General features: G+C 46.6%; 10 protein-coding genes, 2 pseudogenes and 1 other annotated feature. Of the genes and pseudogenes, 3 read left to right on the top strand and 9 right to left on the bottom strand.

From position 1 onward, the window contains the following. The first annotated feature begins 127 nt into the window (after positions 1 to 127). Positions 128 to 1,069: a metallophosphoesterase gene (locus LL947_RS06550; protein WP_499834290.1), complete on the top strand. Its 942-nt coding sequence runs from the start codon at positions 128 to 130 to the stop codon at positions 1,067 to 1,069. Between the two features lie 207 nt (positions 1,070 to 1,276). Here the strand turns inward: LL947_RS06550 and LL947_RS06545 are convergent, their stop codons facing one another. The 7 genes and pseudogenes from LL947_RS06545 to LL947_RS06515 form a co-directional block, all read right to left on the bottom strand. Beyond that, the gene (locus LL947_RS06545; RefSeq protein ID WP_499834289.1) at positions 1,277 to 1,618 is read right to left on the bottom strand and encodes a hypothetical protein; all 342 of its coding nucleotides are present in this window, start codon (positions 1,616 to 1,618) and stop codon (positions 1,277 to 1,279) included. Further along, positions 1,615 to 1,962, bottom strand: a complete 348-nt coding sequence (locus LL947_RS06540; protein ID WP_499834288.1) for an SLOG family protein — start codon at positions 1,960 to 1,962, stop codon at positions 1,615 to 1,617. Before LL947_RS06540 ends, LL947_RS06545 begins: the two co-directional genes overlap by 4 nt. 115 nt (positions 1,963 to 2,077) lie before the next feature. Beyond that, a pseudogene (locus tag LL947_RS06535) lies at positions 2,078 to 3,240 on the bottom strand (IS3 family transposase); the annotation flags it as partial. Then, positions 2,897 to 3,013, bottom strand: a sequence feature (AL1L pseudoknot). It overlaps the preceding pseudogene by 117 nt. Positions 3,241 to 3,378: 138 nt before the next feature. Beyond that, the gene (locus LL947_RS06530; protein ID WP_499834287.1) at positions 3,379 to 4,209 is read right to left on the bottom strand and encodes a hypothetical protein; all 831 of its coding nucleotides are present in this window, start codon (positions 4,207 to 4,209) and stop codon (positions 3,379 to 3,381) included. Positions 4,210 to 4,224: 15 nt separating this feature from the next. Next, positions 4,225 to 4,893: a DUF1643 domain-containing protein gene (locus tag LL947_RS06525; protein ID WP_499834286.1), complete on the bottom strand. Its 669-nt coding sequence runs from the start codon at positions 4,891 to 4,893 to the stop codon at positions 4,225 to 4,227. Between the two features lie 371 nt (positions 4,894 to 5,264). After that, positions 5,265 to 6,701, bottom strand: a pseudogene (locus LL947_RS06520) (IS1182 family transposase). Positions 6,702 to 6,912: 211 nt separating this feature from the next. After that, positions 6,913 to 7,008, bottom strand: coding sequence for a hypothetical protein (locus LL947_RS06515; RefSeq protein ID WP_499834285.1), 96 nt, complete (start codon positions 7,006 to 7,008; stop codon positions 6,913 to 6,915). Between the two features lie 220 nt (positions 7,009 to 7,228). Here LL947_RS06515 and LL947_RS06510 point away from each other — a divergent pair, with 220 nt between their 5' ends. Further along, the gene (locus tag LL947_RS06510; RefSeq protein ID WP_499834284.1) at positions 7,229 to 8,287 is read left to right on the top strand and encodes a restriction endonuclease; all 1,059 of its coding nucleotides are present in this window, start codon (positions 7,229 to 7,231) and stop codon (positions 8,285 to 8,287) included. A 459-nt stretch (positions 8,288 to 8,746) separates the two neighbouring features. On the opposite strand, the gene LL947_RS06505 is transcribed toward LL947_RS06510, so the two are convergent. Further along, complete coding sequence (locus LL947_RS06505) at positions 8,747 to 12,034, bottom strand: DEAD/DEAH box helicase (protein WP_499834283.1); 3,288 nt, start codon at positions 12,032 to 12,034, stop codon at positions 8,747 to 8,749. Positions 12,035 to 12,197: 163 nt separating this feature from the next. Continuing rightward, positions 12,198 to 12,761: a hypothetical protein gene (locus LL947_RS06500; protein ID WP_499834282.1), complete on the bottom strand. Its 564-nt coding sequence runs from the start codon at positions 12,759 to 12,761 to the stop codon at positions 12,198 to 12,200. 716 nt (positions 12,762 to 13,477) lie between these two features. On the opposite strand from LL947_RS06500, the gene LL947_RS06495 reads away from it, so the two are divergent. After that, positions 13,478 to 13,993 carry a gamma-glutamylcyclotransferase family protein gene (locus LL947_RS06495; RefSeq protein WP_499834281.1) on the top strand — a complete coding sequence of 172 codons (516 nt, stop codon included), beginning with the start codon at positions 13,478 to 13,480 and terminating at the stop codon, positions 13,991 to 13,993. Positions 13,994 to 14,253: the final 260 nt, after the last annotated feature.

The raw sequence follows: 14,253 nt of genomic DNA, 5'->3' as shown, positions 1-14,253 counted from the left end.
CTGTGCTAGGCGCCACATTAAGCAAACGCCATTTACTCAGGATGGTATCATTGCAGGTTGGCATCCTGAATTTATGGGGTCGCCTGAATTAAACTTGAAGATCTGAGAGAACCCATTCAGGAGCGATATGTACGATATCATTGGTGACATCCATGGCTATGCATCCCCTCTTAAGCATCTGTTGAAGCGACTGGGGTATAAAGAGCGAGATGGTGTATGGCAACACTCCGATCGGCAAGTCATCTTTTTGGGTGACTTTATAGACCGAGGGCCAGAACAAGTAGAAACCGTCGATATTGCTCGGGCAATGGTCGATGCGGGTCAGGCTATGGCAGTGATGGGCAATCACGAGTTCAATGCTGTTGCCTGGGCAACAGAAGATCCCGAAAAACCCGGTGTTTTCCTAAGAGCTCACAGTGAGAAAAATCGCCATCAACATCAGGCATTTCTCGATCAGGTTGGTGAAGGCTCTCAGCAATATTACGACATGATAGATTGGTTTCGTAGATTACCATTATATTTGGAGCTTGAAGGGCTAAGAGTTATCCATGCTTGCTGGTCCCCGCCTTCATTAGAAGTCTTGAATAACTATACAGATAATCAGCAACGCATCCTGAAGGCTGCTTGGCCAGAACTATGTCGCAAGAATAGTGCGGGATATGATGCGCTGGAAACAGCGATCAAGGGGTTAGAAATTCCGCTACCGGTTGGGGCTGAATTCTTCGACAAAGACGGTAACGCACGTCACCACATACGGGCTCGTTGGTGGGAATTGGAGTCTCGGAGCTACCACGACCTAGCGATGGTACCGGCGGACCAGATTGAGTCGATTCCAAATGATCCGGTGCCAGAAGATACTTTACCAGGCTATATGGGGGATAAGCCTTTATTCATCGGCCACTATTGGTTAACTGGCGAACCTGCGCCGCTAAATCGCTACATTGCTTGTCTAGATTACAGCATTGCTGCAGACAATATTCAGGATACTGGCGAGGCTAAACTGTGCGCTTACCGTTGGGATGGCGAGAGCGAGTTGACCCAGGAGCACTTCATATGGGTGAATGACTAGTTACACACACGTTGCGAAAGTAAGAATCTATTCATGGACAGTCATTTAAAACGCCAAGCGATATGAGACGCTATGTATTTGAGTATGGCGGACTGGACAACACAGCAGGTAGCGAAGGCTCATTGCCATCGAGATGGTTATACCAGAAGTTTTGAAGCCCGAATGAGCGCTTAGCCCAGTGTCCATTTCAGATGCGAAGAGGCTTCTTTAAACTTCACCACGGCCAAATTCAGCTTCCATCAGTTCCAACATTTGTCGCATCTCTGGAGCATCAATTGCCTGTTCGCAGTCTGGTGTAGCGATTCGCTCCATCAAATCTGTTATTGCATCGTGACAGCCAATTTCGGGAACACCTGGTGATTCATCATCTTCAGCATTGAGAACAGACACTAGACTAAAGTCTGGCGCCTCAAGTCCTATGGACACACCATATTCAAAAATAGTCATAATAGTTTGCCACTCGATAATTTCGGATTCCCAATCTTCATCGCAAGCCAGATATTTTTGGCCGTTTGCCCGGATTAGGTTTATTAACTCTTGTTGGGTCATAGGTCATCCAGAGGTTCAACGATTAGGCGTTTATTTTTTGTACGTGCATAGTTTACTGCCGAAGCGGTGCCTTTTGATTTTCCATTCCAGAAGGCAATGACTATATCAGCGGTATCGACAATTTCACGGTTACGAATGGGGCCCGCCCCTCGTCCGTATTGCTTCCAGTCAGGCTTGATCACCGTGATTGGTAATTCATGCTCCAACGCCAGCTTCTCAGCAAGAGAGTCTGTACCTTTTGCCCCACCAGAAATAATATGTGCGGGAAGCCAAGGCTGAAGAACGCATTTGAGGCGACCATAGTCATGAAAGTTGCGTGAACCAATGACGGCTATTCTGCGCATATCTTTTCCCAAATTGATGTCATTTTAAAAGCCTAAAGAAGTAACACACGAAGCGATACGATTGAACCGCCCCGCGTATCGCAGAGGCTCGTTGATTTAAGTCAGGCTGCCAAGCAGCCTGACTTTTAAGCCGCCGGTAGTTGTTTGCCTCAGCTTCTGCTGGCGGGATATACCCCAATAGCTCCATCAGCCGTTGGTGGTTGAACCAGGATACCCATTCCAGCGTCGCCAACTCAACGGGTTCCATGGATTTCCAGGGACCGCGTCGGTGGATCAATTCTGCTTTGTAGAGGTCGTTGATGGTCTCAGCGAAGGCATTATCGTAGCTATCTCCCTTGCTACGGACCGATAGATCAATACCCGCGTCCGGCAGGCGTTCCGTGTAGCGGATCGACACATACTGTGAACCTCTATCGGAGTGGTGGATTAAGTCCTCCGATTTGTCAGGTTGACGGGCGTAAAGTGCTTGTTCTAGAGCATCAAGAACGAAATCTGTGGTCATCGTGCGACTGACGAGCCAACCCACGATACGGCGCGCAAACACATCAACGATAAAGGCTACATATAACCAACCCTGCCAGGTGTAGACGTACGTGAAATTTGATACCCAGAGCTGATCAAGACGATCCGCAATAAACTGACGATTGACCCTATCGAGCGGACACGGCACTGATCGGTCCGGGACTGTGGTGCGCATCGTCTTGCCCCGGCGAGCCCCCTGAAAGCCCAGAAGTCTCAGAAGACGCTCCACGTTACAGCGGTCCACGGGAATAGCTTCCCGGTTCATCTACTTCCAGACTTTATCGACTCCATAGACGTTGAAATTATCGTCCCAGACACGCTTGATATGCGGTATCAACACTTCGTCGCGCTTGGCTCGATCACTGCGTAGTTCCGGATTGCGCTGCCGGGCTGCATGGCGACGCTAGGCCGATGGGGCAACCTGCAATACTTTGCAGATCGGTTCGACCTCATTGGTACCCCGATGCTGATCAATGTAGGTGTTTATGACTTCTGCTTGCGGTCGAGCTCCGCCTGTGCGAAGAAAGCACTGGTTATGCGGAGGATATCGTTAGCACGCCGCAATTCCTTGTTCTCGCGCTCCAGGTCCTTCATACGTTGCGCTTCAGCGGTCGTTGTACCGGGTCGCTCACCAACATCGATTTCGGCACGCTTGACCCATTCCAGTAATGTCTGTGGCAAACAGCCAATCTTTGGAGCGATCGACTCGACAGCTGCCCACAACGACGGATATCCGCCACGGTGTTCATGCACTATTCAAACCGCACGTTCTCTAACTTCAGGAGAAAACTTGTTTGGCTTGTAAATAGCTCCATTCTCTCGGATATGGGGCCTCCTCAAAACCCAGGGCGGTTCACTGACCTTGATTGCAATGGACGAGCTTAGCGATATGGCTTAAATCACTTTTCCCTGGAGCGTCAAATGAATCACTTCGTCATCAGCGAAGTGCAAGCGATAGCCGGTGACACGCCCCCAGACCCGCAAAGTCTTACTGGTCTGTGCTATGTGTTCAAAAATAAGGTCACGTGCGTATTCCAACAGTGTATCGAGTGGCTGCCGCCAGCTGTCAGCAGGTAATCGCAGCTTTCGCTTTCCAGCAACCGAGGCATTTATAAAGCTCCCTAGGCGTTCATCGCTATTTTCAGTCTCGACAAACAACCAAGGTCTATAGGCATCACACCGTATCTTTTCCAATGTGTCATATTTTTCGATCGCTTCGCTTGCGTCACTTTCTGCAACATTGAGTACGCGACACAACGCGAATAAGAAGCCGCGACGTTCATGCACCAGGTCGTATTCTGCCGATTCAAGGCCAAGGTAAGGATCTTCAAGCACGCGCAAGAGGCGAAAACGATGATGTGACTGTCGGCTTGTATAGCCCATTAAGCCCAGTAGAGTGCCAGTGTCTTGACCTGCTGCTTTTTGACGAAGAGTGTGCTGCAATTTTTGCAGATACTCTTCAAGTACAGAGACGTGATGTGCTTGAATTTCAGTTACCAGTGGTGAAAAGCCTTGTTCAGCTGCCAACTCGTCACCGAACCAAGTTGTTAGAGCCGATCGAAGAGCCGTTTTGGGAAGCTCGCCATCCAACATGCTCACTGCTAATGTACTTGCTACGTATTCGTATTCATCGAATGCATCATTCTCTCGACAACAGGTTTGCATTGGGTCATGTTCAAACAGTAAACGTGAAAGATTCCAGGTTAAACCAACTAAATTGCTCATAGAGACCGCCATTTTTCAAGTTTCAAGCTCTTCAAAGGCCTTTTTCAGCCATTCGATTTTTTGATCCTTTCTATAAGGACTTGGATATCTGTACCACGGATAATCCAGTGAAAGTCCACTTACCGAAATCTTGGACAAGAAAGACTCCGCCGCCTCACGAAGAACTTCACTAACTCCCCAAGCTGCAATAACGACTGGAACATCCTCACAGCCTCTCTCTAGCTCTTGTGACCGGCGAGAGTGAGTAAGGCTGTGTGGACTTGACGAATCACGTTCGCTGGCTGCAGCGAAATCCCCTGAAAAATTCCCACTGTTGCCATTTCGCAGATCCGACAAATTCAAAACACGAACATGCTTCCACTCTTTTAGCAACATTAGGCGCATAATCTGGTACTGAGCATTGTCTGGCCTCGTCGGAATAAGATCTTTTTCCCAAACACCAGAAGTGACTTCACAAACTGAATACTGTTTAGGCAAGTAATCATCGTCAACGGGCCTAGAAGAACCAGGATTCATCATTACGACAACTGCGCAAGGTGTTGCGGATACTTCTATATTCTCTAAATTGGACAATATTTCCAATACGCTACGACACTTAAAAATCGTGTCTCCGATTTTTATATCATAGAAATGCCCGTACACCGAAAACTTCTTTTTTAACTCACCTGCATAAATAAATTCCATATTACTCACCGTATTGATCTGAAACATAAGAGACATTAGGCAGCACAGAATTCCTCATGTTAACGAGCTTTAGCGTTCAACATTCTTATACTAAATGGAGCTTAACCTTAATTAAAATTTAGTATGCCATATAGCGCGAATAAGCGAACTTTCTGCCTTTGCCTACATGTCGACTTTGGGTCCTGGCCGTGTGAAAGCTGCACAAACCTGATCTTACTCACGAATCTACCGCTTCAGCTGTCCTCTGGCCCCACCTGAGCCATTGCTACGATAATTGCCGACCACTGCTGTTGTGACATATGAAAATTATGAAGTCATCAGAAACCAGTTACAGCGACTATAACGGCCCTGAAATACGGAGAAAAGGGCTATTACGCCCTTGCGGCCTTCATCAATTCATTGACTCCCAAGATCTTTATGACGCGCTTCAGGTTGTACGTCAACACATGAAGACTCATTTCCGTGCTCACATTTTTGAGCCGCTTTGTCGTGAAGTGTGTCGCCCCCATCCAGGCTTTCAGCGTGCCAAATGGATGCTCAACCGTTTGCCGCCTCAGGCGCATCATCTCTGGATTCCAATCCAGGCGTAACTGTACAGCTTCAAGTACTCCTTCATGCTCCCAACGCCTGATCCGGCGTTGCTTGCCCGTTGTGCATTTTTTTTTCATAGCGCAGCTTCCACATGCCGAGCTCCAGTAAGTATGCAGCTTCATGCCTTTTTCTACTGTTTCATATCGCCATATGAGTCGCTGATCAGCAGAACAAAAATATTCATTATTTTCAGGTAAGTACCGGAATGAGTCTCTTGAGAAAAAGCCCTTTGCCTGGTTTGGAGATGTTATCGGCTTAGGCAGATAGGTCGTTATCCCCTCCTTATGGCAGGCGAGGATTTCTTCACCTTTGAAGTAGCCTCTGTCAGCGACGACCTTCAGCTCCTCGATACCAGTGGCTTCACGAGCTTGCTTCGACATATTGAAAAGCTGCCCGCGGTCATGCCCGACGTTGGTCACCTCATGCGCCACAATCAAATGATGCTGGCTATCAACCGCTGTCTGCACGTTATAACCGACTGTCCCGGTGCCTTTGCCACTGTTGGTCATCGCCCTGGCATCTCGATCCATCAAAGATACTTACTGGTCAGGGGATTGCAGTCGTTGCTCCTCAACTGATTGTAATCGCGCGGTTTCTTCCCTGAGCTTTATAATTTTCTCCTTCAGGTGTTCCGTCTTGGCCTCGGCCAAAGCAGGCTCAGCGTGGTCGGCTGTATCTAGTTGACCAAGGTACCTATTGAAGCTTTCTTCGATCTGCTCAAGGCGACGCTTCACCTTGATGGCTGTGAAATTGCGATTGCGGTTGTTGACGGCTTTGAACTTGCTGCCATCGATGGCCACAATGGCTTGGGAGAACAGCTCCAGTCGCCGGCAAAGCACGATGAATTCACGACAAACACGGCAGATGGCATCGCCATAGTTCTTGCGGAAGTCGGCAATTGTCTTGAAGTCTGGTGTCAGGCGCTCTGTTAGCCACATCAGCTCAACATTGCGCTGCGTTTCGCGCTCTAAGCGGCGACTCGACTGGATGCGATTAAGGTAGCCGTAGATGTAGAGCTTTAGAAGTACCGAAGGATGATAGGCGGGCCTACCTGTCGCATGCGGATCAACACCCTTGAAACCAAGCTCTCTGAGGTCGAGACCTTCTACGAAGGCCTCGATGGCACGGACAGGGTTATCGTCTGCGACGAAGTCATCCAGTAGCGCAGGGAACAGGGTGCTTTGATCTCGGGCCTCGCCTACAACGAATCGCTTCATCGTCATTTCCTCAATAAACCTTGGAAAAGTATAGCGGCCAATACGTTTTCACACAGCCTCGGTCGGTATCTGACTTTAATTCAACCACCCCTGTTACAAGATGCCCCCCCATTGACACAGGTCAGACAGGTTCTAATCATTTTAAGCACCCCTCTCATACTTTAACACGAATCAGCTCCTTCCAGCAGGTGGTATAGTGGATGGTGCACTGCTACAAGATTAGAGTCCAAGCATTATTCTGACGTGACAGCCACAACTGTAAGATGCCTTTACCCAGTTCACGATTGATTTTATCCAGCGTGGTCATCAGGCGTTCACTGCGCCCAGCACCAGCGGCGATGTGCTCGCGGTGAACCCGGCTTTAATTTGGTAGTGTATGAGTGGCGAGAAGGTCGGTTTTCAGGTATTATATTAGGAACGTTCATTAGTGCTTGATGAATTGGTTCAGATTTTGAAATCATATTTCTTTCAGACGTTTTTATATACCGTGAGAAATTTGCGCTAAACTAAATCTTGCATGGATGCTTATGAAGTACAAAATTCCTTTTAAGACTAAGGCATACATAACTGGTAGCAATAAGGTCTTGGATTTAGATAAATGTGTAGATCTTATTTCTAATCTCACAGAAGATTTCACTGAGCCGGAGCCAGCTGTGCTGGAATTTTGGAAAGAGACTTATTTTATTTTGTATGGTGAATGGAATTACATACTGAAAAAAAATGCCAGGCCTCTCGTTATGAAAGAGGCTGTAAAAGATTTTAACGATAGAGGAAGAAAAGCAGCCAAAAAACTTGGCATCGATTTTTCTGAAAAAGATAGAATATCCACTAAAGACATCGTTAGCTTCCAGATATCCGTTATTGAAAGCGACCCTTTTTTACAAGGGCTCCCACAACAAATTATGCACGACGAAGCTTCAGAAAAGTATAATAGTGTGAAAAGCAAGGCAGAAACTTTCTGTAAGCCAGGATCCCCTAATAAATACAAAGAAATTGAAGATTTTTTTTCTTTAACCCACACCTTGTATATGGAGTTAAATGTAATAAGAGAAGTTTATAACAAGCATTTCAAAAACTTTCAGTACTACCGAGATGTTTTCAAAAGTAAAAATTTAAATCTTGCCAATGGAGAAATTGACTTCTCTGAGATAAGGAAAATTTACAAGAGAGAGTTCGGTAGCGATGAGGTATATTACCTTTTACCTTTGGGCATAATCGTTATAAAGGTATTGACTTTAAACCAACTTTCTAGCGATTACTCTTCAGAGTCTTCCGTGAAAATAGGCTTAGATTTTGAGAAAAAAATCGCGGAGATTTATGAGCGTATTGGATACAAGGTTTCTTATACATCGGCAAGTGGGGATTTTGGGATCGATTTAATTGCAGAATCAAATAGTGGCCGAATAGGTATTCAGTGCAAAAATCATGGTGCTAATGTAGGTGTTGATGCAGTTATGCAAACGCATTCTGGTGCTCTTTATTATGATTGCAAAAATAGTGTTGTTGTTTCTTCGAGTGGGTTTACAAAGAGTGCGTATGAAATGGCTAGCAAATTAAAGGTTGAACTTCTCACTATTGTCGATTGACGTATTTTATTTATTGTGATGGGGCAGCTTCTGCGATTTTTTTTACATCTTTTATAGTTTGAATCATATATTTTAGGCTCTTCACCATTTAGTTTGGAAGAGTTGACTTACAGCGCTTTTGTGATGTTTGAGCAAGCATGAAAGTTTTATCTCACTTCACATCAGAAAAGCCGATAGCGGTTGCCCAAAGCTCGTATTAATTTTAGCACACCTCAAGCAGCACGATACTGATCACCATGTAACGCGTACTGCTAACTATGAAGGTGGACCCTAAACAGTACGGACCAAATCAATACATCAAAACAGCACAGGTAAAGAAATTCTCTACCAGGCGACAGATTCATTGAGTGGCATGATATCTCGGATATGCTGCTCTGGATCGCTAAATTTAGCTTGGCTGCTATCGGCCATTAACGGACATCAAGAAACACATGATCTGTCTAAATCATTGATTGGATCTTACCTTGATGCAATAACAACAAGATCTGCTTGAGTTGTTTTTTTAATGTACGATGCCGTACACCCAAGTAATTTCAATAATTCATCATTGATTTTTTCTACGCTCAAACCAGGTTGAACAATCGTTACTTCCAAGCGTAACTTTGACGCTCGCGCTCTATTTTTAATGGTATTCAGATCGCGCATTGCACCTTTCAGGAATCTGCTACGGCCTTGTTCACCCCAAGATTTTTCCCTACGAGTTACGTGTTTGTAGAAGTGACCCATGCCTGAATGCTTCCAATGAATTGAGCGTTGTGCTTGGCCACAGACTTCGTAGAGATCACTAACTCTGGCGCCCGCAGTGTCACCAGAAGAGTACTTACAATGGATCAACGAAAGAACAATCTCATCATCGATCACTTTAAAAGCAACCAGATCAGCAGCCTCGCCCGAACCGTCATCATTAATGATAACGTCGTAATCATCTCTAATCACTTCGAATGAGCGATACTGTATCGAGTCAGTCTTATTCTCATGCCCCATGGATTCGGATCTAATATCAACATCCTGCCAGTTCCAGACTACGATGTCTTCAGCAGGATAAAGGCCAACAGCATCTTTGACACGAACAAGGAATCGGTTATATGAAAAACAGCCATCAACATATTGAATAACTACGGGGTCACGCTCCATATAGTCATTGAAGTCAATTGAGTCAGCATTGCCTTTATGCACACGTAATGGCTGGCCTTCTACCAATTGGTAACTATAACCAGGGGCTTCATCAAAAATACTCAACTGATAGACAGACGTCTTCCCATTACTGGAGATACGAATAAACAGCCCATTACGGCCCTCTTGCCTATCGAGTGACAGGTCTACCAAGTAGAAAGGGACCAACTCATCGCCAAATTGGATATTCACCCTCTCTTCATAAACATTCTGAATTTGCTCTCCCCACTGAACAGACACTGGGTGCTCTGGATAGAGCTCAGAGATGCGTTCAGGACGCAAGAAATCCCTTGTTATGTTTTCTTCGTCAATTCCACCTTCGGCGATTTTATCCCAAGCCTCCGTTACCCATTCGCGCCAATCTGACAATGAACCTGAAGCTTGAGGAGACCACACCTTCCCCTTCTTCTCGGAACAACCCCAAAGAACTGCTTCACCATCTTCGTAACCTTTTACTGCCACATTACTCAATTTAGAATTGGATTTCTCAATCTGATCCAGGCCCTCAGTGACATTCGAACCAAAGAATTGAGCAAAACTAATGGAACCCACCTGAGACGCACCAAGATTTCTTACTAATGGAACCTCAACGCCATTGAAAACATTAAAGACTTTATCACCCGACACAAGCTCACAGTTCGTTCCACAAATATTTCTGGCCAGATTATCTACTCGGAACCCTTTGTAGTCATTTGAGAAAATGAAAAGAGCGCTACGCTCTTGATCCCAGTAAGCAATGAGCAACTTATATTCAATATCATTGAGGTCTTTGTAATTACCCCATTTTACTTTTGAGCTTTGAACAGCCAGGACAATCAGGATATTCTCGTCTTTTGCTATCGCATGCCAATGATCATCAAACGATGGCAGATCCTCACCATATGACTCTGGGCTCCACGTATCGCAGTGTGTTTCAAACAATACAGCTGAATAACTGGGTTTTAGATTCCACAGCGATATCTGCGAACTTAGATCTCCCTCTCCACGTTTAAGGGCATCAACTACATCCTGAAGCTGAATTTCCCGCTCGATCTGATTTTCCGCCAGACGCCTCAAAACAACATCCCAATCAGCCCCTTGTGAATAAAGCCGATCTAAGCCTTTTCCTACTCCGGGATCAGCTATATTCACAACGGCAGAAGCATCGCCAATTGGCAAATCACGTGCAGCCCGAGTAAATCGGCCAATAAACTGCAGTGTTATCGCCAAGCTTTTATGATGGTCATGCAGTGCCGCTACTTTAAGATTGGGTAAGTCATAACCTTCCCCCAGCATATCTACACAAATCACAATCCGAGATTGCCTTGCATGGAGTAGCTCAAGACACTGCTTGTTTCTAGCTTGAGAAAAGTCAGAGTGAACAACAATCGGTTTCAGGTCAGGAGCAAGCCCCCTATATAGCCCTATTAGATTATTGGCTCTGGGCTTGCTGGAGACCCTAGCCATCATTAAATGATCAAATCCAGATTCTATATCCCTTCTCAATAAAGCGATAGCTTCCTCTGCTATTGCTTGATCAGCCTTATCTTCATAAAACTCTTCGATGGGATTTAGATTTACCGTTTTAAAATAATTCGCGCGCTGAGCTTCGCCCATGGTGTAGTTGAAGATAATCCTTCCGCCAAGGGCTTCATGGTCATTTCTAAAAGGCGTTGCTGTAAATTGGATAACCGGCCTACCCATAAACCTGTCACGAATAGCCGCCCAGGATTTAGCCGAGACATGGTGCGCTTCATCTACGAAAAGGTGGCTGCATTTCTGGCAAAGGACATCAACCGCTGCAGAATGTTCTTCTTTCTGCAAAACGTTTGGCGTAGTCACGATCACATTCGCGGCAGCCGCTAACCGTTCTGCTTCTTCAACGGATTGTATACCCGTTGTGATTTTTGCTACATAAGGGAAACTGCAACCCGGTAAGACAACACCCAAGTCTGGAAGGCAACCTAGCGACAAAAACTTATTCGCGACCTGCTCCCTCAGAGACCTTGACGGCACTACCACCATAATACAAGGAGCCCTGCGATAGACCATGGTTGCAAGCATAGTCTCCGTTTTACCCGTACCAGTCGGTAATACTACCGTAGCAGGCTCCAGCTCTTTATCAGTTGATAGGTGTGCCGATATAGCATGCAAGGCACCGATTTGAGGGAGACGAAGACCGGCCTGACCAAGCTCAGGCTTATCCTCCTTGAACGTGAACTCACCAAGCCAGCTAGCCGCGACCTCATTCCGTGAAAGAAGAGTGTCTAGGCCAGGGTACTGCAACCAGACCAACTCTGTGTCCTGATTCAGCCCCTCCAGAGAGGTAGAGCATTTGAATTTCAGGCAATAAACATTATCCGGTATTTCTGAACGCGCCTTCCATGCTTTTAGGTATACCTCATTGAAAGGGGGCTCCAGTCTGGTATTTAACTTGTAAAGTCCTCGGTGCTCACTTCCTGTCAACTCAACAGTCAAAGTAAGTGATTTACTCAACACCCGTTGAACATAATTTCCGCCCACCTTAATAGTTGGTGCGAGCTTTTCCGGGAGGGTTATGACCTTTTCAAGCGGTTCAACAAAATCCTTCAGCATACATTTCTCTTATTCGTATATGGGGGACAAGATCTAGCTTTTCACTTGTTCAACATCCGCTTTAGACCGATAGTAGACGCTAGCTGTTTACACATAACACCCGGCTCACGCGCCGGTTTGGAGCCGCGAAGCGGTGGAAAATCGGTCGCTGTTCAGCCAATTGTTAAGCAAGGCTGTATGCTGAACTATGGTAGTGGATGAATGGATAGTCACCGAGACCCGCCGCTTTGTGTAGCTGTCGAATAACTGCCTCGACATTAGTAAATACCCGTTCTGCGTTCGCCAGAGTGCAGGCATCCATCCACTTCATACCAATCATATAGGATCGCAACTCATCCTCTGTCAGTTCGACAGTCTCCTGGCGCTCAACCTCTTCCGTCTTTCCGTGTGCAAGTGCATCTCGAAAGTCGAAGACATCTAGAACCGAACGATACGGCTCTTTGGCAAGATCCTGGTTTAGTTGGAGGTGCTCATTAAATTGGCGCAGTTTCTTGAACTTCGAGAGTCTTCTCTCTTTCGACTGCCAGTCCGAATGCAGGTGTGCACCCAAATGGTTGAAATACGCCTCCATGGCAAATGCTGAATACACCAACACATTCATGGTTTGGAAAAAACGCCCTTCTTCCTTTTCGCGTGCGAAATCGAGCGCGAGCCGGGCGCTCTTGAGCATCCAGTTGTAGGTTGTAACCTTGCCTGATCCTGAAACCGAAACTTTTTCTTTAGTCATATTATTGCTTAACAGGTATTAGACCGCACGGACTGATGTCGGATGAACGTGCATGCACGTTCAACAATGTTATGCTGCACACCACCTTACCTCTTAACCTATTAAAATTAGGAGATATTAAACATTGCTTGGCAGTATAACACCGATCATCGCATATGCAGCATATCCCCAATGAACGAGTATGCTGCCTTTGCCAGCATGTCCGCTTTGGGTCGAAAACAGTCATTGCAGGTTGCTTGTGCTGATGGCACTTGCTGTGGGAACCCGATTTCGGACTGTCTCCACCGCCTATCATCCTAGTGTATTTATTCAGCATGTCATCTGTAAGAATCACTTTGCCAAATCTGTTTAGGCGATAATGTAAGTGATTGACCACAAAACATGTAAGCCATCTCTAACACCGCCTATCACCCTGCCTACTTGGCCACTACTCCAAGAAACTGCTTTGCGTTGATGAAGCCCCCTATCCATCTGGCTGATGAGCGAGATCACACACTCGATGAATGATGGGGGTTAGGGGAAACTAGTGCAGCATTGAACAAAAATTATTGATAGGTATGCATGCCAATGTCGACGTCATACAGTCACCCCACTGGCGAGCCGAAATTTATGCCACTGCCCGCGCCATCGTTCAACGCGCAGAAAATCCGCCTGATGTATAGTGATCTTCACGCTTTCAACCTATGCCCCTGTTCGTTCACTCGAGGAAATGGCTGATGCTGTACTTTGCCTATGGTTCTAACATGGCGACTCAACGCCTGGCCGCGCGCATTCCAGCGCGCTTTATCACCACCGCTCTGCTGCCCTCCTATCGCCTGGCGTTTCATCAACGTAGCGGTGACGGTTCTGGCAAATGCGACATTGTGCCAGCATCTGAACAGGCCTGCGTATATGGAGTAATCTGGGAAATTGCCTCCCACCACAAACCCACTCTGGACGGTTATGAGGGGCTGGGTCATGCCTATGATGCTACCGCATTGATCGTGACGGACCTGCACAGCGCGCGGGAATTCGAGGTGCAGGCTTATGTGGGTAAACAGACCGCGCAAGGCATGCGCCCATACCACTGGTACAAGCACCATGTGCTCTCCGGGGCACGTGAACACGCCCTGCCGGCTGCCTATATCCGGGCACTGGAACGTATTGAAGCCCTTGATGACCCTGACGCCGAACGTCATCAGCGTGAAATGGCCATTCATTTTGCACATGGGTCACTGGCAGGCGCGAAATAAAGAATAGCCAACGACTCTGGATTCAGCCGGCGGTGGTTGACCGGTAACACCGCCGGGAGAAGCGTCTACCTTCTTTTATCAGAGCAACTCAGGAGAATGACTCACTTCGGGCTTGCTGACACTGATCGCCCGGATGCCCTCGAATTTTCTTTTTCGCCAGCTAAGTGAGCAATCTTGAACTAGGCTTTGTTCAATGTGGCTGTCGCTGCTCAACCGGATAGCAAGCTAACTAAAATAACCTTCACATAACCGTCATCTGC

Source organism: Halomonas sp. BLK-85 (assembly GCF_044792155.1).
Taxonomy (GTDB): Bacteria; Pseudomonadota; Gammaproteobacteria; order Pseudomonadales; family Halomonadaceae; genus Vreelandella.
This window is presented reverse-complemented; position numbering and strand designations above follow the sequence as displayed.

Bases quoted from the DNA above. Each gene is read 5' to 3' on its own strand.
- LL947_RS06540 (WP_499834288.1), bottom strand. From the start codon at position 1,962: ATGCGCAGAATAGCCGTCATTGGTTCACGCAACTTTCATGACTATGGT.
- LL947_RS06525 (WP_499834286.1), bottom strand. From the start codon at position 4,893: ATGGAATTTATTTATGCAGGTGAGTTAAAAAAGAAGTTTTCGGTGTAC.
- LL947_RS06495 (WP_499834281.1), top strand. From the start codon at position 13,478: ATGCTGTACTTTGCCTATGGTTCTAACATGGCGACTCAACGCCTGGCC.
- LL947_RS06545 (WP_499834289.1), bottom strand. From the start codon at position 1,618: ATGACCCAACAAGAGTTAATAAACCTAATCCGGGCAAACGGCCAAAAA.
- LL947_RS06530 (WP_499834287.1), bottom strand. From the start codon at position 4,209: ATGAGCAATTTAGTTGGTTTAACCTGGAATCTTTCACGTTTACTGTTT.
- LL947_RS06500 (WP_499834282.1), bottom strand. From the start codon at position 12,761: ATGACTAAAGAAAAAGTTTCGGTTTCAGGATCAGGCAAGGTTACAACC.
- LL947_RS06505 (WP_499834283.1), bottom strand. From the start codon at position 12,034: ATGCTGAAGGATTTTGTTGAACCGCTTGAAAAGGTCATAACCCTCCCG.
- LL947_RS06510 (WP_499834284.1), top strand. From the start codon at position 7,229: ATGAAGTACAAAATTCCTTTTAAGACTAAGGCATACATAACTGGTAGC.
- LL947_RS06550 (WP_499834290.1), top strand. From the start codon at position 128: ATGTACGATATCATTGGTGACATCCATGGCTATGCATCCCCTCTTAAG.
- LL947_RS06515 (WP_499834285.1), bottom strand. From the start codon at position 7,008: ATGACCACGCTGGATAAAATCAATCGTGAACTGGGTAAAGGCATCTTA.